This window comes from Allokutzneria sp. A3M-2-11 16, from assembly GCF_024213555.1.
Taxonomy (GTDB): Bacteria; Actinomycetota; Actinomycetes; order Mycobacteriales; family Pseudonocardiaceae; genus Allokutzneria.
The window spans coordinates 404,850-422,068 of the sequence record NZ_JANAVO010000002.1; the positions used below are offsets into that span (position 1 = coordinate 404,850).

Below are 17,219 nucleotides of genomic sequence, written 5' to 3' on the forward strand. Positions count from 1 at the left end.
CATGCACGAGATCGCCGGAGAGCTGGCGCGGTGGGGTGACGCGGACTTCGCCGTGGCCACCGTGATCGACGTGCGCGGCAGCGCTCCGCGCAGTCCTGGCGCTGCCATGGCCGTGCGCAGCGACGGCGCGGTGGTGGGCAGCGTTTCCGGGGGCTGCGTGGAGGGCGCCGTCTACGAGCTGGCGCAACAGGTCCTCAGCGAGGGCGGGGTCCTGCGGCACAGCTTCGGCTATTCGGCGGACGATCCGTTCGCGGTCGGCCTGACCTGCGGCGGCGAGATCGAGGTGTTCGTCCGAAGTGGACGATCGACCGCGATGGCCGCCGCGGTCACGGCCGCGAGGGACGCGCAGGCCGTCGCGTTGGTCACCGTGCTCGGCACCGGCGCGGAGGTCGCCGTCTTCGCCGATCACCACATCGGCGACTCGTTGCCCGATGTGCACGGCGTGGCAAGGGAAATGCTGCTCACCGGGCGCACGGGCCTGCGAACGCTCCCCGATGGGACGGAGATCTTCGTCGAGTCGATCGCGGCTCCGCCGAGGATGCTCGTGTTCGGCGCGGTCGACTACGCGGGCGCGGTGTCCAGGATCGGGCGTTTCCTCGGCTACCACGTGACGATCTGCGACGCGCGCGCGGTTTTCGCGACCGTGGAGCGGTTTCCCGACGCCGACGAGGTCGTTGTCGAGTGGCCGCACCGCTACCTGGCGAGCACGCACACCGACGCGCGGACCGTGGTCTGCGTGCTCACGCACGACGAGAAGTTCGACATCCCCGTCCTGGCCGAGGCACTGCGGATGCCCCTGACCTTCGTGGGCGCGCTCGGTTCGCGGCGTACCAACGGAGCGCGGCTGGAACGGCTGCGCGCGGCCGGGGTGAGCGAGGCGGACCTGGCCAGGCTGCGTGCGCCGATCGGGCTCGACCTGGGCGCACGCAGCCCCGAGGAGACCGCCGTGTCGATCGCGGCGGAGATCGTCGCGGCCCGCCACGGCGGATCCGGACGACCACTATCCGAAGTAGACGGACCGATCCATCGGCACGGCTGAGTCATCAGCTAGGTCATCGGCTGAGTAATCGGAGGCGGTAATGGCACTGCTGTTCCTCAACGGCGGCGGCATGCGCGGCGGCCCGTTGCACCACCAGCTCCAGGGCGCGGAACCGGTGCGCATCGCCCGCAGCGCACCGAAGTACCGGTACTTCTCCGTCGGCAACAGGTTCCCCGCCATGCACGAGGTCGGCGAGGGCGGGCACAGCGTCGTCGGCGAGCTCTACGACGTGCCGCTGGAGACCCTGCTGCACCACCTCCTGCCCGCCGAGCCCGCGGAACTGGAGCTCGGCGTGATCGAGCTTGAGGACGGAACCGCTTGCCTGGCAACGGTCCTGCGCAAGTCACACGGCGGCGCCGACCAACTGATCGACATCTCCGAGGTCGGTGACTGGCGCAAGTGGTGCGCCTCGCAAGGAAATCCGCAGTGACCACGTACGACCTGGTCGTCCGCTCACGGTGCGTCTACCTACCGGACAGCGTCCGCCCAGCCGCGGTCTGCGTGAAGGACGGCAGGATCGCCGCGATCATCGACGACCACGATTCCACTGTGGACACTCGCGAGAATGTGGACCTGGGTGAACTGGCCCTCCTGCCGGGGCTCGTCGACACCCACGTGCACATCAACGAACCCGGCCGAACAGAGTGGGAGGGTTTCGCGACGGCGACGCGAGCGGCGGCGGCAGGCGGTGTCACCACGCTGATCGACATGCCGCTGAACTCGTTACCGCCCACGGTGAGCGCCGCGGCGTTGGAAACCAAACGTGCTGCCGCACAAGGGAAGTGCTACGTCGACGTGGGCTTCTGGGGCGGAGCGATCCCGGGCAACACCCACCACCTCGCCGACCTGCACGAGGCCGGGGTCTTCGGCTTCAAGTGCTTCACCTCACCGTCCGGAGTGGACGAGTTCCCCCCGCTGTCCTGGGCAGAGCTGCCCGAAGTGCTCGCGGAGCTGCGGCGGATGGACGCGCTGCTCATCGTGCACGCCGAAGATCCCGCCGAGCTGGCCGAAGCCCCGGACAGCGACGACTACGCGGGATTCCTCGCGTCGCGCCCACCCCGCGCGGAGGACAGGGCGATCGCCCGGCTCGCGGGGTTGGCCGAGCGGGCGCGGGCGCGCGTGCACGTGCTGCACCTGTCGTCGGCGTCCGCGCTGGCGGAGATCCGCTCGTCCTCGATCACCGCGGAGAGCTGCCCGCACTACCTGACCCTCGACGCCAAGGAAATCCCGGACGGCGCAACGGCTTTCAAGTGCTGTCCGCCGATCCGCGGCCGGGACAACGCCGACGAGCTGTGGCGTGCGCTGGCCGACGGCACGATCACCTGCGTCGTGTCCGACCACTCCCCCTGCACCACGAGCTTGAAGGAAGGCAGCTTCGGCACGGCGTGGGGCGGGATCTCCTCGCTCCAGCTCGGGCTGCCGGTGATGTGGACCGAGGCCCGGCGGCGCGGCCACGAGCTGGCCGACGTCGTGCGGTGGATGAGCTCGGGCCCCGCCGAGCTGGCCGGGCTGACCGGCCGCAAGGGCGCCATCGCGGTGGGCGCCGACGCCGACCTCGTCGCGTTCGACCCCGAAGCGGAGTTCACTGTGGACGCCGGGGAACTGTTGCACCGCAACCCTGTCACGCCGTACGCGGGCCGAACCCTGCGCGGTGTGGTGACCGAGACCTGGCTGCGCGGCACCCCGGCAGGCCAGGAACCCGCTGGAGAACTGCTCAGGAGGGACACCAGGTGACCGACCAGCCAGACCTCCCCGACCTCGCCGCCCGCTCGCTCGGCGGTTCGGTGATCGCGGCCAACGACGAGTTCTTCGCGGAGAAGGAGAACCTGATCAAGTCGGAGCCGCCGACCTTCCGGCCGCACACCTTCACCCCCAAGGGGCAGGAGTACGACGGCTGGGAGACCCGGCGGCGGCGCGGAGAACCCGGCTCCGACTGGGTGATCGTGCGGCTCGGGGCGCCCGGTGTGATCCGGTCCGTGGTGGTGGACACCGCGTTCTTCGTCGGCAACTTCCCGGAGAGCTGCACGGTCGAGGCCACGGCGATCGAGGGCTACCCGGCGCCTGGGGAGCTGGACAGGCACACCTGGGTCGAGCTGGTGCCGCGCAGTCCGCTCCAGGGCGGCACCGCGAACACGTTCCAGGTGTCGGACCCTCAGCGCTTCACCCACGTGCGGCTGACCATCCACCCGGACGGCGGCGTCGCGCGGTTGCGCGTGCTCGGCGAACCGCTTCCCGACCCGCGCGAGCTGGTCGACATGCCGCTGGACCTGGTGGCGCTGCTCAACGGCGGCCGGACCACGGCGTGCAGCGACAGCTTCTTCTCCCCGCCCAACAACATGTTGCAGCCCGGCGAGTCCAAGTTCATGAGCGACGGCTGGGAAACCGCGCGGCGGCGGGGCGAGGGCAACGACTGGGCGGTGTTGCGCCTGGCCGGGGCGGCCGTGCCGAAGGTGGCCGAACTGTCCACATTGCACTACAAGGGCAATCCCCCGCACGCGATCACCTTGTCGGGAAGCGAGGACGGCATCTCGTGGTTCCCGTTGCTGGAGCGGACCGAGGTTCAACCGGACACCCGGCATCGCTTCCGGCTCACCGGAAACGCCCCCGTGACGCACGTCCGGCTGGACATCCACCCCGATGGCGGGGTGGCGCGGTTCCGGTTGTGGGGCAAGCTGACCGAGGACGCCGGGACCGGTCTGGCGTTGAGCTGGTTCAACCTGCTGCCCGCCGAACACGCGGTCGCGGTGCTGACCGGCGACTGTGGACTGACGGAGGCGGCGGCCGCCGAGGTGGTCGCGGCCCGCCCCGTCGCGGAGCTACCGGAGGAACTGGCGTTGATCCTGCGATGAACCAGGCGGCCGGGATCGTGTTGGCCGCGGGCGCGGGCGTGCGGTACGGCGGGCCCAAGGCGCTCGTCGAGCTGCACGGCGAGCTGCTCGTGGAGCGCGCGGTGCGGACGCTGCGCGAGGCCGGCGTCGACCCGGTGGTCGTGGTGGTCGGGGCGCGGGGCGACGAGGTCCGCGCCCGCGCTTCGCTCGACGGCGCGCTGCTCGTGCACAACCCGGAGTGGGCCAGCGGTATGGGCTCCTCGCTGCGCGCCGGGCTGATGGGCCTGATCTCCTGCCGGGCGGCCGCGGTGCTCGTGCTCCCGGTGGACATGCCGGGCGTCACCCCCGCCGCCGTCCGCCGGGTGACCGAGCTGTCCACGCCCGACGTGCTAGCCGCGGCGTCCTTCGACGGCGTCCGGGGCCACCCCGTCCTCCTCGGCCGAGCCCACTGGGCCGCTGTGGCCACCTCCGCGACCGGCGACCAGGGCGCCCGCACCTACCTGCGCGAACACCCGCCCGTGCTCGTGGCCTGCGACGACGTCGCCTCCGGCGCCGATGTCGACCGCCCCGAGGACCTGCCCACCTAACGCCCCAGCCGCTTTTCCCGTTTCGTACTCTTACCGGCCTTTTGGAGCGCGCCAATTCCCGCTATGAGTACGAAACGGGATTGGTTTGGACCACGCCGGCCCACGATGAGGGGCACGCGGGTGTGGCGCATGGACACATCTTAGAGCTTCTCGCCCGCGTTGACGCGGCGCACGACCTGCTTCTCGGCGTAGAAGGAGACGAAGGGGATCGTGCCCGCGATGAGCACCAGCAGCGTGCCCTTGGCCGACCACTTGCAGCGCTGCGCGAGGTCGAAGGCGGCCACCAGGTAGATCATGTAGAGGAAGCCGTGCGCGGGCGCGACGATCGCCGACGGCGCGGTGATCTCGGTGGTCAGCCGCAGCACCATCGCCGCCAGCAGCGCCAGCAGCGCGAAACCGACGATGTACGCCATCACCCGGTACCGCACGAGCGCCTTGGCGTGGGTCGGCTGCGTTTCCTGCTGCTGCGTCATCTCGTCTCCTGGTCGCGGAGTTCGCGGAGGTAGCGGTTGTACTCGTCCAGCTCGGGGTCGGCCTCGTCCGGCGCCGCGGTCACCACGGGCCGTCTCCCGTAGCTCGTCGGCTTCGCCGGGGCGGGCTCGGCGGGCTCCTGCGGGGCCTCCCCGCGGTCCTCGGCCAGCTGCATCCGCACCGTGCGCACCCACATGTAGACGCCGAAGAGCGCGAAGAGCGGCCACTGCAGGGCGTAGCCGAGGTTGAGGTAGCTGCCGCCCGCGGACTGCGAGCGTTCCCACTGCCACCAGCCGAGCGCGCAGCAGATGACCACCCAGAGCACGGCCAGCACATGCAGCACCAACCAGCGGGGAGTCAACAGCCTGGCGAGCACAGGTCGACGGTACACCGCCCCATCGGGGGAACGCGTGACGGTGTGCTGCCACCGCGACTCCCGTCCGGTGACGATCCACCCCACGATCGGCCCAGCGCCGCACACAGCGTCGAGATCGGCACCCCGCGCGTACCCCCACGGCGGCGTGAAGAACTCCTGCGGGGTGCACTTCGTTGCGGCACAAGGATTCCCGGGGTGAGCTGGAAGAGATCGAACCCGCTGACCGCAGGAGGTCCCCGTCGTGTCCCGCACCTCACGAGTGGCCCAGCTCACCGTCGCCGCGCTCGCCGCGCTCGCGTTGCCCGTCGCGATCGCCCCCTCGGCGTCGGCGGATGTCGGGCACTGCCTGAAGTACCTGGAGCGCGTGGGGATCGACACCGGCCGCACCCACGACAACGCGTGCTGGCACGGCGAGCGCGGATTCGACTCCGACTACCACTTCGAGCGCTGCGTGGACGAACTGCTGGAGATCGGCGTCAAGGCGTACGACGCCCGAAGAGCTTGTGAGCGTGCGACATGGTGACCGAATGCGTTCGCGCGGGGGCTGAACACACCGCATCGATGACGACAGCGCCCGCGCCGCGGTGGATCCGGCCGTGGCCCCGAGACCCCTTACCCGCGCGGTGAAGCACCACTCGACCCCGCGGCCGCCCCGCGTTGAACGCGGACGAGCGGCCCTCGCAGCGGCGGGCGGCCAAGCCACTCCTCACGTGGTGCCGCCCGCCGCTTTCACATTGCTGTCGGGGTGTACGGGGGATAGGGGCGGGCGGCCTCGGCCAAGGCGTCGGCGACCACGTCCACTTCGGACAGTGGGAGCACCGCCGTGGTGATCCGCAGGTGGTTCGACCCGGTGGGGCGGACCAGGAACGGCGAGCCGGGGGCGGCGCCGATGCCCTGTGCGGCGAGGACGACGAGAGCTTCTCGTTCCCGCTCCACCTCGACCCACAGGTTGATGCCGTCAGCCCCGATCGACCGCACTCCCCGAGCCTCCAGGGCCGCGCGCAGTGCCTCCCGGCGCGCCGCGTAGGCCGCCCGCGCCCGCGCCACCGCAGCGATGCTGCCCGGATCGGTGAGCATGCCGACCAAGATCTCCTGGAGCAGCCTGCTCGACCACGCCGCGCCCAGGTGCCGCCGCGCGACGAGGGGCCCGACGAGCGCAGCAGGACCTCCCAGAGCGGCTAACCGCAGGTCAGGACCATGGGACTTGGAGAAGCTCTGGATGCGCACCACGCGCTCCGGCAGGGCCGTGGCGAGGCTCACCGGCGCGGCCATCGCGACGTCACCGACGTGGTCGTCCTCGATCACCACCACTCCGGGGGCCTCCGCGAGCAACGCGGCGAGTTCGGCTGCCCGGCGGGCGGAGGTGCTGGTGCCGGTCGGGTTCTGCGCGCGGGGCTGCATCAGCAACGCGGTGGGCTCCTCGGCCAGCGCGGCGCGCAACCCGTCCGGGCACATCCCCTCGGCGTCCATGGGCACGGGCAGCGGGGTGGCGCCGACCGCGTCCAGCAGGTCCAGGAACGGCGGGAACGTCGGGTTCTCCACGATCACCCGGTCGCCGAGCGCGACGAGCTGGCTGAGCGCCCGGTCGATGCCGTCCAGCGAGCCGTTGACGATGGTCAGCTCCTGCGGCTCGCAGAAGCCTCGCCACGACTCCCGGACCAGCCGCTCCAGCTCGGGCAGCACCGGCGTGTCCAGGTACCCCGACAGCGGCGGCTGGCCGTCGATGCGGGCCAGCGCCGGGCCGAGCGGGGGCAGCAGGCCGGGGTCCGGGACGCCTGCGGAAAGGTCCCTGGTGAAGCGGCCGGTGGCCCCGGCGAGCCGCCAGAACCGGGCGGGCTCGGCGCGGCGCTGCCGCCCGGTCACGAACGTGCCGTTGCGGCCCCTGGTCTCGATCGCCCCGATCCGGGTCAGCGAGCGCCACGACTCGCTGACCGTGGTCGGGCTGACGCCGATCGCGCGGGCCAGCGCGCGCACCGTGGGCAGCTTGCCGCCGATCGCCAGCTCACCGGCCCTGATCAGCCGGTTCACCGAGGCGGCGATGCCCTCGGCCGAGGTGTTCTCGATCTTCTCCGCGAGCCAGCTGAGATCAACGTCCATGGTCATCCCGTCAGAGGGCCACCGGCAGCCGGGTGAAAAGTTTGTCCGGTAACAAACTACGTATTGCACCAGTGTGTTCCGGTTCATAGGTTCTACACCCTCTACCGCCCATCCCCGCAGGGAGCTTCTGGCATGGCCAACGTGGTGCGCGCGGCGCTCGTCCAGACCAAGTGGACCGGCGACGCCGAGTCGATGATCGAGCTGCACGAGAAGTACGCCCGTGACGCCGCCGCGCAGGGCGCGAAGATCATGGGCTTCCAGGAGGTCTTCAACGCCCCGTACTTCTGCCAGGTGCAGGAGCCGGAGCACTACAGGTGGGCCGAGCCGGTGCCGGACGGCCCCACCGTGAAGCGGATGCAGGCGCTGGCCAAGGAGACCGGCATGGTGCTGGTCGTGCCGATCTACGAGGTCGAGCAGGCGGGCTTCTACTACAACACCGCCGCGGTGATCGACGCCGACGGCTCCTACCTCGGCAAGTACCGCAAGCACCACATCCCGCAGGTCAAGGGCTTCTGGGAGAAGTACTACTTCAAGCCGGGCAACCTGGGCTGGCCGGTGTTCGACACCGCGGTCGGCAAGGTCGGCGTCTACATCTGCTACGACCGGCACTTCCCGGAGGGCTGGCGCGCGCTGGGCCTGGCGGGCGCGCAGATCGTCTACAACCCCTCCGCCACCCACCGCGGCCTCTCCTCGTACCTGTGGAAGCTGGAGCAGCCCGCCGCGGCCGTGGCCAACGAGTACTTCGTGGCCGCGATCAACCGGGTCGGCGTCGAGGAGTACGGCGACAACGACTTCTACGGCACCAGCTACTTCGTGGACCCGCGCGGCCAGTTCGTCGGCGAGCCCGCCAGCGCGCACGACGAGGAGCTGGTCGTGCGCGACCTGGACCTGGACCTCATCGACGAAGTGCGTCAGCAGTGGGCGTTCTACCGCGACCGCCGCCCGGACGCCTACGGCCCGCTGACGGAGGCGTGATCGACATGGGGACGCACGCCGACCTGTACAAGCGGCACCAGGCGGTCATGCCGAGCTGGATCGCCACCTACTACGACCCGCCCATCGAGCTGGACCGCGGCGAGGGCCGCCACGTCTGGGACGCCGAGGGCAACCGCTACCTGGACTTCTTCGGCGGCATCCTGACCACGATGACGGCGCACGCGCTGCCCGAGGTCACCAAGGCCATCACCGAGCAGGCCGGGAAGATCCTGCACACCTCCACGGTCTACATGAGCCGCCAGATGATCGAGCTGGCGGAGCAGATCGCGGCGGTGTCGGGCATCCCGGACGCGCGGGTCTTCTTCACCACCAGCGGCACCGAGGCCAACGACGCCGCGCTGCTGCTGGCCACCAGCTACCGCCGGTCCAACCAGGTGCTGGCGATGCGCAACAGCTACCACGGCCGGTCGTTCTCGGCGGTGTCGATCACCGGGAACTCGGCGTGGTCGGCGACCAGCCTGTCGCCGTTCCAGACCTTCTACGTGCACGGCGCCAACAGCTTCCGCAGCCCGTTCAAGGACCTGCCGAAGGGCGAGTACATCGCCGCGTGCGTCGCGGACCTGCGCGAGGTGCTGGACCAGACCGCGAAGAACGTCGCGTGCCTGATCGCCGAGCCGATCCAGGGCGTCGGCGGGTTCAGCGTGCCGCCGGACGGCCTCTACGGCGCCTTCAAGGAGGTGCTGGACGAGCACGGCATCCTGTGGATCAGCGATGAGGTGCAGACCGGGTGGGGCCGCACCGGCGAGAACTTCTGGGGCTGGCAGGCCCATGCGCCGGAGGGCGTCACGCCGGACATCGTGACCTTCGCCAAGGGCATCGGCAACGGCTCGTCCATCGGCGGCGTGATCGCGCGCGCCGACGTGATGAACTGCTTGCAGGCCAACTCGTTGTCCACCTTCGGCGGCAGCCCGATCACCATGGCGGCGGGCCTGGCGAACCTGAAGTACTTGCTGGACAACGACCTTCCGGCGAACTCGCGTGAGGTCGGCGGCTGGCTGATCGAACAGTTGCGCGCGGTCGGTGCTGAGCTGCCGGTTGTCGCCGATGTGCGCGGCAAGGGCCTGATGATCGGCGTCGAACTGGTCAAGCCGGGCACACTCGACCCGGCTCCGGCCGCCGCGACCGCCGCTTTGAACGCGGCGCGCGAGGGCGGTCTGCTGATCGGCAAGGGTGGCTTGCACGGCAACGTGTTGCGCCTCGCACCGCCGCTGTCGCTGACGCGCGCTGAGGCCGAAGAGGGCCTGCGGGTTCTGACGCACGCCCTCACCGTCGCGCAGGAGGTGTCGGCATGAGGACGGTCATCCAGAACGGCCTCGTGATCAACTCCTCCGACGAGCTGCGCGCAGACGTGCTGATCGAGGACGACAAGGTCGTGGCGCTCGCGGTCACCGGCTCCGAGCTGGCGTCCTCGTGGACTGCCAATGCGGACAAGGTGATCGACGCGACCGGCAAGTACGTGCTGCCCGGCGGCGTCGACGCGCACACGCACATGGAGATGCCGTTCGGTGGCACAGTCGCCGCGGACACCTTCGAGACCGGCACGCGCGCGGCGGCGTGGGGCGGCACCACGACGATCGTGGACTTCGCCATCCAGCAGAAGGGTTCCTCGCTGCGCGAGGGCCTGGACGCGTGGCACGCCAAGGCCGAGAGCCAGTGCGCCATCGACTACGCGTTCCACATGATCGTCAGCGACGTGAACGACCAGTCGCTGAAGGAGATGGACACCCTCGTCGGCGAGGGCGTGACCAGCTTCAAGCTGTTCATGGCCTATCCGGGCGTGCTCTACAGCGACGACGGCCAGATCCTCCGCGCGATGCAGCGCGCCGGGGACAACGGCGGCCTGATCATGATGCACGCCGAGAACGGCATCGCGATCGACGTCCTTGCCGCGCAAGCACTTGAGCGCGGTCAGACCGATCCGAAGTACCACGGTGTCGTGCGCCGCGAGCTGCTGGAGTCCGAGGCGACGCACCGCGCCATCCAGCTCGCCCGCGTGGCCGGATCGCCGCTCTACATCGTGCACCTCTCGGCGTCACAGGCCCTGGACGAGGTCGCGGGCGCGCGGAACATGGGGCTCAACGTCTTCGCCGAGACGTGCCCGCAGTACCTGTATCTGTCCACTGAGGACTTGGCGAAGCCGGGCTTCGAGGGTTCGAAGTACGTGTGCTCGACCCCGCTGCGGCCGATGGAGCACCAGGCCCAGCTGTGGAAGGGCTTGCGCACCAACGACCTGTCGGTCGTGTCCACCGACCACTGCCCCTTCTGCTTCAACGACCAGAAGGTGCTCGGCATCGGGGACTTCACCAAGATCCCCAACGGGTTGCCGGGCGTGGAGAACCGAATGGACCTGCTCCACCAGGGCGTCGTCGACGGCCACATCAGCCGCCGCCGGTGGGTCGAGATCGCCTGCGCCACCCCGGCGCGGATGTTCGGCCTGTACGGGCGCAAGGGCGTGCTGGCCCCCGGCGCCGACGCCGATGTGGTGATCTACGACCCGAAGGCGGAGCAGGTGCTGTCCGCCGAGACGCACCACATGGCCGTCGACTACTCCTGCTACGAGGGCAAGCGGATCACCGGCAAGGTCGAGACCGTGCTGTCCAGGGGCCGCGTGCTGATCGAGGGCAACGCCTACCACGGCCGCAAGGGCGACGGCGCGTACGTGCCGCGCGAGACCTGCCAGTACCTGACCTAGGAGCTCGTTGGTGAAGACGATCAACCACTGGATCGGCGGCAAGCTCAGCGAGGGCACCTCGGGGCGCTTCGGTCCGGTGACGAACCCGGCGACCGGTGAGCAGACGGGACAGGTCGCGCTCGCATCTGTGTCCGATGTGGACACTGCCGTCGCGACGGCGAAGAAGGCTTTCGCGTCGTGGCGCAACGCCTCGCTGGCGAAGCGCTCGCAGATCCTGTTCGCCTACCGGGAACTGCTGCACCGCAACCGCGACGAGATCGCGACGCTGCTGACCTCGGAGCACGGCAAGGTGCACTCCGACGCGCTCGGCGAGGTCGCGCGCGGCCTTGAGGTCGTGGAATTCGCTTGCGGCATCCCGCAGTTGCTGAAGGGCGGGTACTCCGAGGGCGCTTCCACCTCGGTGGACGTGTACTCGCTGCGCCAGCCGCTCGGTGTGGTCGCGGGCATCACGCCGTTCAACTTCCCGGCGATGGTTCCACTGTGGATGTTCCCGATCGCCATCGCCTGCGGCAACACCTTCGTGCTCAAGCCGAGCGAGAAGGACCCGTCGGCGGCGCTGCGCGTGGCGGAGCTGTTCGGCGAGGCCGGATTGCCCGCGGGCGTGCTGAACGTCGTGCACGGCGACGCCACGGCGGTGAACGCGCTGCTGGACCACTCCGACGTGAAGGCGGTGTCGTTCGTCGGCTCCACGCCGATCGCGCAGCACGTGTACTCGCGTGGAACCACTGCGGGCAAACGGGTTCAGGCCCTCGGCGGCGCGAAGAACCACATGATCGTGCTGCCGGACGCGGACATGGACCTGGCCGCGGACGCCGCTGTCTCGGCCGCCTACGGCTCGGCGGGCGAGCGCTGCATGGCGGTCTCCGTGCTCGTCGCGGTCGGCGCGGCGGGCGATGAGCTGGTCCCGAGGATCACCGAGCGGATCGCGAACCTGCGCATCGGCCCCGGTGACGACCCGAAGTCCGAGATGGGTCCGCTGATCACTCGCGAACACCGCGACAAGGTGGCGTCCTATGTGGACGCAGGTGCCGCCGCAGGCGCTTCGGTCGTTGTGGACGGTCGTGAGCTTTCCGTTGACGGGGACGGGTTCTTCCTCGGCGTGAGCCTGATCGACAACGTCACGCCGGAGATGAGCGTCTACACCGACGAGATCTTCGGCCCGGTGCTGTCGGTGGTCCGGGCGGACAGCTACGACGAGGCCGTCGAGCTGATCAACTCCAACCAGTGGGGCAACGGCGCGGCGATCTTCACCAGGGACGGTGGGGCGGCGCGGAAGTTCCAGAACGAGGTGGAGGCGGGCATGGTCGGCGTGAACGTGCCGATCCCGGTGCCGGTGTCCTACTACTCCTTCGGTGGCTGGAAAGCGTCGCTTTTCGGTGACAGCCACGCGTACGGGCCGGAGGGTGTGCACTTCTACACCCGTGGCAAGGTCGTCACGTCGCGCTGGCCCAACCCGGCCGACCGCGGCATCGATCTCGGTTTCCCGCAGAACCGCTAGGAGAACGTCATGGACTTCGGCATGGTGTTGCAGACCGATCCCCCCGCGTCCGGGGTGATCGAGCTGATGAAGCGGTCCGAGGACGCCGGGTTCGGCTACGGCTGGACCTTCGACTCCTGCATCCTCTGGCAGGAGCCGTTCGTGATCTACAGCCAGATCCTGGCGCAGACCTCGTCCATGGTCGTCGGGCCGATGGTGACCAACCCGGGCACCCGGGACTGGTCGGTGACGGCCTCGCTGTTCGCCACCCTCAACGACATGTACGGCAACCGCACGGTCTGCGGGATCGGCCGCGGCGACTCCGCGATGCGCGTTGTCGGCAACAAGCCGAACACCTTGGCGCGCCTCGGCGAGGCCATGCACGTGATCAAGGAGCTGGCGGAGGGCCGCTCGGTCCACATCAACGACAAGGACGTCCAGATCCCCTGGGTTCGCGATGGTTCGCTGCCCGTGTGGATGGCGGCGTACGGGCCGAAGGCGTTGGAGCTGACCGGAAAGCAGGCCGACGGCTTCATCCTCCAGCTCGCCGACCCGTACCTCACCGAGTGGATGGTCAAGGCCGTGCGCTCCGCCGCGGCTTCTGCTGGGCGCGACCCTTCGTCGGTCAAGGTCTGCGTGGCCGCGCCCGCGTACGTCAGCGAGGACCTCGACCACGCGCGGTCGCAGTGCCGGTGGTTCGGCGGCATGGTCGGCAACCACGTCGCGGACCTGGTGTCGCGCTATGGCGAGCACTCGGAGATGGTTCCGGAGGCGCTGACCGCGTACATCAAGGAGCGGCAGGGCTACGACTACAGCCACCACGGCAAGGCGGGCAACCCGAGCACCGACTTCGTGCCCGACGAGATCGTGGACCGCTTCTGCCTCATCGGCCCGCCCGAGCGCCACATCGAGAAGCTGGAACACCTGCGCTCGCTCGGCGTCGACCAGTTCGCCGTCTACAACATGCACGACGCCAAGGAGGCCACCATCGCCGCCTACGGCACCAAGATCATCCCCGCTCTCTCCTGACCCAGCGCGGGTTGGGCGGTCTTCAAGTACCACGCACCCCCGCCCCACCCACCTATAACGACAGCTAACCCCCGTGCCTCGGCTGGGGGTTAGCTGCCGTTAGAGACCGTTTCAGGTGGGGTCTGCCGTACTTGAAGACGCCCCTTCTCGGCGGGCTTACGTACCCAATGCGGCATTCGTTACGTCTGACGTAACCGATGCCACATTGGGTACGTCAACGGGGGCGGAGATCGCTCGGATGTGCGCGCTTTCCTTGGCTGAGCCCGGGTTCGCCGGTCTTCAAGTCCTCCGAACCCCACCTCCACGCGTCTCAAACCGCCCCCAACCCCGCGCTCCGCCAACGCCGCCTTTGGGGCGTTGGGTTCCCTGAACGGGTCGTTCGGGGCGTTCAGTGCCCTCAACGACCCGTTCAGGGCATAACCCCACGCGGTGGCGGGAGCGCGGGCGCGGAATGGAACAGTGGTGTACCGTTTTGGGCTGTGGGGGTTCCTGGGAGGGTGAAGGGCACCGAGCGCGGGCGTGCGGCGGTGTGGTGCCTGCTCGGCGCGACCGGGTTGTCGGTGATGGGCAACTCGGTGGTGGCGATGGCGCTGCCGTGGCTGATCCTGCAACGCACGGGCAGCGCGACGGCGGCGGGGCTCGTGGCCTCCGCGGCGGTGCTGCCGGGCGTGCTGTCGGCGATGTTCGGCAGCGCGTTGATCGACCGCGTCGGCCGCAAGCTGATCAGCAACGGGGCGGATGTGCTCAGCGCGCTGGCGGTGGCGGCGGTGCCGATCGTCGACGCGCTGTTCGGGCTGAACGCGGCGATCGTGGCGTTGTTGGTGGCGATCGGCGCGACCTTCGACGGCCCGGGCATGGCCGCGCGCGAGTCACTGCGCCCGGACGTGGCCAAGCACTGCGGCGTCCCGCTGGTGAAGCTCAACGCGTGGGGCGAGACGATCGACAGCCTCGGCGCGTTCGGCGGCCCCGCGGTCGCGGGCGTGCTGATCGGCTTCGTCGGACCGGCGAACACGCTGTGGGTGACGGTCGGCATGTTCCTGGTGGCCGTCGCGCTGGTGTGGTTCGGCGTGCCGAGGGTGCCGCCGCGCCCGCAGGCCCGCGAGGAGTCCTACCTCCGGTCGGTGCGCACCGGGCTGGTGTTCGTGCTGCGCGATCCCGTGCTGCGCTCGGTCACCGTGATGTCGGTGATCGCGATGATCTTCCTGAGCTCGATCGACCCGGTGTTCTTCCCGGCCTACCTCCAGGGCGAGGCGGTCCCGCCCGCGCTGGCCGGGCTCGTGCTGGCGGCGTTCCCGATCGGCACGGTGATCGGCGCGCTGGGCTACGGCATGGTCGCGGAGCGGCTGAACATGCGGCTCACCCTGACCGGCGGGCTGCTGCTGGCCGGGGTCGGACTCTCGCTGTACGTGTTCACGCCGCCGGTCTACGGCATGATCGCGCTCGCCGTGGCGATCGGGATCGTGGCGGGCCCGCTGAACCCGATCGTCGCGACGGCGCACCAGCAGCGCACGCCGGACCACCTGCGCGGGCGCGTGATCGGCACGGTCGTCGCGCTGAGCACGGCGCTCACCCCGGTCGGCCTGCTCGCCGCGGGCCCGGTGGTCGACGGGTTCGGCGCGCCGTTCGGCTTCGTGGTGATCGGGGCCGGATGCGCCCTCACCGCCCTGTACTGCTTCTTCAGCAAGGGAATCCGGGCGATCGACTCCCCTCAGCCCAGCCCCGCCTTGCCGTCGGCGACCGTGTAGGTCTTCGCCACGCTCCTGGTGACCTTGGCCGGATTGGGTTCCAGGGCGTTGGAAATGGTGAAGTACTGCGTCGTCAGCTTCTCCGGTGTGACGGTGGTGTGCGCGTAGCCGCGGCGCTGGCTGACGAAGCGCAGGTGCGGGTTGGCTTTCAGGTACGCCGCGCTCGGCACCCCGTCGTTGGGCGAGGTGATCGAGCCGACCACGAACTCGGTGCCGACGACGGGAGCGTTGGCGGCGAAGTAGTCCTGCTTGATGTTGGCCGCCCAGTGCCGGTGCACGTCACCGGTCAGCACGACGGGATTGCGCACCTGGCGGTCCAGCCAGCCCTGGACGATCCGGTCGCGGGAGTGCGGGTAGCCGTCCCACGCATCGGTGCTGACGTCGCAGGTCGCGGGTTTGCCGTCGTCGTCGCGCTGCGCGAAGAACACTTGCTGCCCAAGGAAATCCCACCGCGCCGAGCGCTCGGCGAGCCCGTCGAGCAGCCACTTCTCCTGCACGTCCCCGGTCAGCGTGCGGCGGGGGTCGCGGATCACTCCGCAGTCCTTCTCCGGCGCCTGCTTCCACCGGTACTGGCGCGTGTCGAGCATGTGGAACCGCGCCAGCCCACCCCAGGAAACCCTGCGGTACAAGGGAATCGCGGTCCCATTGGGACGCTGTGCTGCACGCAGCGGCATGTTCTCGTAGAACGCCCGCAGCGCGGCGGTCTTGCGCACCTTGAAGTCCCCGGCGGGGCTGTTGTCGTTGCGCTGGTCGGCGGCCCAGTTGTTCTCCACCTCGTGGTCGTCGAACACCACGAGCCACGGAGCCGCCGCGTGCGCGGCCTGGAGGTTGGGGTCCATCCGATGCTGGGCGTAGCGCAGGCGGTACTCAGCGAGCGTCGTGACTTCCTTGCGTGGCGCGTACTTCCGCGGCGGACTGGCCACTTTGGACGGTGACTCGTAGATGTAGTCGCCGAGGAAGAGCACGAGGTCGGGCTTGTCCTGCGCCATGTACCGGTAGGCGTGGAAGAAGCCGTGCTCGTAGTGCGCGCACGAGCCGAACGCGAAGGTCAGCTTCGCCGCCAAACCGGAAGGAGCGGTTCCGGCGGTCCCATGTGGAGACTCGTGGCCATCGGAGAGGAAGCGGTAGAAGTACTTCGCCCCGGCCTTCAACCCGCCGACCTCCACGTGCACGGTGTGCGCGTCGGCGGGGCGGGCGAGCACGGCGCCGGAAGCGGCGAGCGGGACGAAGGACTCGTTTTCCGAGACCTCCCAACGGACTTCGACGTCGCGGTTGGGCATGCCGCCGAGCCCGTCACCGTTCAAGGGCGCGACCGCGAGCCGTGTCCACAGCACGAATCCGTCCGTGCTCGGTTCTCCGGACGCGACGCCGAGGGTGAACGGCGAAGCGCTGAGGTGCCGGGCGGGCGCGGCGCCGGTCGCGGCCACGAGGCCACCGAGCAGGAAGATGCGGCGGTTCAGCTGGGCCATGTCAGCACGCCGTCCACTTGTGCGAGCTGGCCAGGTTGTCCAGCAGCCGCAGGTTCGACACGGCCGACCGCGGGCCGATGGTGATCATCGGCTTGGCGTGGCTGATGTCCTGGTACAGCGTCACGCAGCGCGCCGGATCGTTGTTGACCACCGAGGTGGCCCGGTTGTCGAGCGTGTAGGTCGTCCCGTGGAAGACGTCGCCGTTGGTGTAGTTCGCGTCGTCACCCACGAAGTCCAGAAGTCCGCCGGTGTAGTTGGCCAGCCGGTACACGCACAGCTCGCCTGACTCGCACTTGCCGTTCTTGCTCGCCGCCGACGCCGTCCCTCCGGTCGCCAGCACGAGCAGCAAGGCGCTCGCCAACACCGCCACAGTTCGCCTGACCATGCGTCCCCCAGTCAGTCTCTGACGTGCA

General features: G+C 69.7%; 17 protein-coding genes. 12 read left to right on the forward strand and 5 right to left on the reverse strand.

Features of this window, described 5'->3' with window-relative positions:
* The first annotated feature begins 1 nt into the window (after position 1).
* The 5 genes from NLX83_RS19985 to NLX83_RS20005 are packed head-to-tail and all read left to right on the forward strand — an operon-like array spanning position 2 to position 4,454.
* Complete coding sequence (locus NLX83_RS19985) at positions 2 to 1,039, forward strand: XdhC family protein (protein WP_254236594.1); 1,038 nt, start codon at positions 2 to 4, stop codon at positions 1,037 to 1,039.
* 40 nt (positions 1,040 to 1,079) lie between these two features.
* Positions 1,080 to 1,469, forward strand: coding sequence for an allophanate hydrolase-related protein (locus NLX83_RS19990; RefSeq protein WP_254236595.1), 390 nt, complete (start codon positions 1,080 to 1,082; stop codon positions 1,467 to 1,469).
* Complete coding sequence (allB, locus tag NLX83_RS19995; protein ID WP_254236596.1) at positions 1,466 to 2,773, forward strand: allantoinase AllB; 1,308 nt, start codon at positions 1,466 to 1,468, stop codon at positions 2,771 to 2,773. The genes NLX83_RS19990 and allB overlap by 4 nt, the downstream gene beginning before the upstream one ends.
* Positions 2,770 to 3,888 carry an allantoicase gene (gene alc / locus NLX83_RS20000; RefSeq protein WP_254236597.1) on the forward strand — a complete coding sequence of 373 codons (1,119 nt, stop codon included), beginning with the start codon at positions 2,770 to 2,772 and terminating at the stop codon, positions 3,886 to 3,888. The genes allB and alc overlap by 4 nt, the downstream gene beginning before the upstream one ends.
* Positions 3,885 to 4,454, forward strand: a complete 570-nt coding sequence (locus tag NLX83_RS20005) for a nucleotidyltransferase family protein (RefSeq protein ID WP_254236598.1) — start codon at positions 3,885 to 3,887, stop codon at positions 4,452 to 4,454. Before alc ends, NLX83_RS20005 begins: the two co-directional genes overlap by 4 nt.
* A gap of 140 nt (positions 4,455 to 4,594) precedes the next feature.
* Here the strand turns inward: NLX83_RS20005 and NLX83_RS20010 are convergent, their stop codons facing one another.
* Both NLX83_RS20010 and NLX83_RS20015 read right to left on the reverse strand, forming a co-directional pair.
* Entirely contained in the window at positions 4,595 to 4,927 is a 333-nt protein-coding gene (locus NLX83_RS20010) for a DUF3817 domain-containing protein (RefSeq protein ID WP_254236599.1), read from the reverse strand.
* Entirely contained in the window at positions 4,924 to 5,301 is a 378-nt protein-coding gene (locus NLX83_RS20015) for a hypothetical protein (protein ID WP_254236600.1), read from the reverse strand. The genes NLX83_RS20010 and NLX83_RS20015 overlap by 4 nt, the downstream gene beginning before the upstream one ends.
* Before the next feature lie 241 nt (positions 5,302 to 5,542).
* Between NLX83_RS20015 and NLX83_RS20020 the strand changes: the two genes are divergently transcribed.
* Positions 5,543 to 5,824: a hypothetical protein gene (locus NLX83_RS20020; protein WP_254236601.1), complete on the forward strand. Its 282-nt coding sequence runs from the start codon at positions 5,543 to 5,545 to the stop codon at positions 5,822 to 5,824.
* Between the two features lie 206 nt (positions 5,825 to 6,030).
* On the opposite strand, the gene NLX83_RS20025 is transcribed toward NLX83_RS20020, so the two are convergent.
* Positions 6,031 to 7,398 (reverse strand): aminotransferase class I/II-fold pyridoxal phosphate-dependent enzyme, encoded by a 1,368-nt coding sequence (locus NLX83_RS20025; protein ID WP_254236602.1) that lies wholly within the window; start codon positions 7,396 to 7,398, stop codon positions 6,031 to 6,033.
* Positions 7,399 to 7,530: 132 nt separating this feature from the next.
* On the opposite strand from NLX83_RS20025, the gene NLX83_RS20030 reads away from it, so the two are divergent.
* From NLX83_RS20030 to NLX83_RS20055, 6 genes are all read left to right on the forward strand, one after another.
* On the forward strand, positions 7,531 to 8,373 hold the full coding sequence (locus NLX83_RS20030) for a nitrilase-related carbon-nitrogen hydrolase (RefSeq protein WP_254236603.1): 843 nt from the start codon (positions 7,531 to 7,533) through the stop codon (positions 8,371 to 8,373).
* A 5-nt stretch (positions 8,374 to 8,378) separates the two neighbouring features.
* The gene (locus NLX83_RS20035; protein WP_254236946.1) at positions 8,379 to 9,686 is read left to right on the forward strand and encodes an aspartate aminotransferase family protein; all 1,308 of its coding nucleotides are present in this window, start codon (positions 8,379 to 8,381) and stop codon (positions 9,684 to 9,686) included.
* The gene (gene hydA, locus NLX83_RS20040) at positions 9,683 to 11,086 is read left to right on the forward strand and encodes a dihydropyrimidinase (RefSeq protein WP_254236604.1); all 1,404 of its coding nucleotides are present in this window, start codon (positions 9,683 to 9,685) and stop codon (positions 11,084 to 11,086) included. The genes NLX83_RS20035 and hydA overlap by 4 nt, the downstream gene beginning before the upstream one ends.
* 7 nt (positions 11,087 to 11,093) lie before the next feature.
* Positions 11,094 to 12,584 carry a CoA-acylating methylmalonate-semialdehyde dehydrogenase gene (locus NLX83_RS20045; RefSeq protein ID WP_256564026.1) on the forward strand — a complete coding sequence of 497 codons (1,491 nt, stop codon included), beginning with the start codon at positions 11,094 to 11,096 and terminating at the stop codon, positions 12,582 to 12,584.
* A 9-nt stretch (positions 12,585 to 12,593) separates the two neighbouring features.
* On the forward strand, positions 12,594 to 13,592 hold the full coding sequence (locus NLX83_RS20050) for a TIGR03842 family LLM class F420-dependent oxidoreductase (RefSeq protein ID WP_254236606.1): 999 nt from the start codon (positions 12,594 to 12,596) through the stop codon (positions 13,590 to 13,592).
* Positions 13,593 to 14,071: 479 nt separating this feature from the next.
* Positions 14,072 to 15,337 (forward strand): MFS transporter, encoded by a 1,266-nt coding sequence (locus NLX83_RS20055; protein ID WP_254236607.1) that lies wholly within the window; start codon positions 14,072 to 14,074, stop codon positions 15,335 to 15,337.
* Here the strand turns inward: NLX83_RS20055 and NLX83_RS20060 are convergent.
* Both NLX83_RS20060 and NLX83_RS20065 read right to left on the reverse strand, forming a co-directional pair.
* A complete protein-coding gene (locus tag NLX83_RS20060; protein ID WP_254236608.1) occupies positions 15,301 to 16,806 on the reverse strand; it encodes an alkaline phosphatase D family protein in 1,506 nt (501 codons plus the stop codon). The genes NLX83_RS20055 and NLX83_RS20060 overlap by 37 nt on opposite strands.
* Position 16,807: 1 nt before the next feature.
* Entirely contained in the window at positions 16,808 to 17,191 is a 384-nt protein-coding gene (locus NLX83_RS20065; RefSeq protein WP_254236609.1) for a peptidase inhibitor family I36 protein, read from the reverse strand.
* Positions 17,192 to 17,219: the final 28 nt, after the last annotated feature.

Excerpts from the sequence above, each read along its gene's own strand:
- NLX83_RS20025 (WP_254236602.1), bottom strand. The coding sequence starts at position 7,398 with ATGGACGTTGATCTCAGCTGGCTCGCGGAGAAGATCGAGAACACCTCG.
- NLX83_RS20010 (WP_254236599.1), bottom strand. The coding sequence starts at position 4,927 with ATGACGCAGCAGCAGGAAACGCAGCCGACCCACGCCAAGGCGCTCGTG.
- NLX83_RS19990 (WP_254236595.1), top strand. The coding sequence starts at position 1,080 with ATGGCACTGCTGTTCCTCAACGGCGGCGGCATGCGCGGCGGCCCGTTG.
- NLX83_RS20060 (WP_254236608.1), bottom strand. The coding sequence starts at position 16,806 with ATGGCCCAGCTGAACCGCCGCATCTTCCTGCTCGGTGGCCTCGTGGCC.
- NLX83_RS20030 (WP_254236603.1), top strand. The coding sequence starts at position 7,531 with ATGGCCAACGTGGTGCGCGCGGCGCTCGTCCAGACCAAGTGGACCGGC.
- hydA (WP_254236604.1), top strand. The coding sequence starts at position 9,683 with ATGAGGACGGTCATCCAGAACGGCCTCGTGATCAACTCCTCCGACGAG.
- NLX83_RS20065 (WP_254236609.1), bottom strand. The coding sequence starts at position 17,191 with ATGGTCAGGCGAACTGTGGCGGTGTTGGCGAGCGCCTTGCTGCTCGTG.
- NLX83_RS20035 (WP_254236946.1), top strand. The coding sequence starts at position 8,379 with ATGGGGACGCACGCCGACCTGTACAAGCGGCACCAGGCGGTCATGCCG.
- NLX83_RS20050 (WP_254236606.1), top strand. The coding sequence starts at position 12,594 with ATGGACTTCGGCATGGTGTTGCAGACCGATCCCCCCGCGTCCGGGGTG.
- NLX83_RS20005 (WP_254236598.1), top strand. The coding sequence starts at position 3,885 with ATGAACCAGGCGGCCGGGATCGTGTTGGCCGCGGGCGCGGGCGTGCGG.
- NLX83_RS19985 (WP_254236594.1), top strand. The coding sequence starts at position 2 with ATGCACGAGATCGCCGGAGAGCTGGCGCGGTGGGGTGACGCGGACTTC.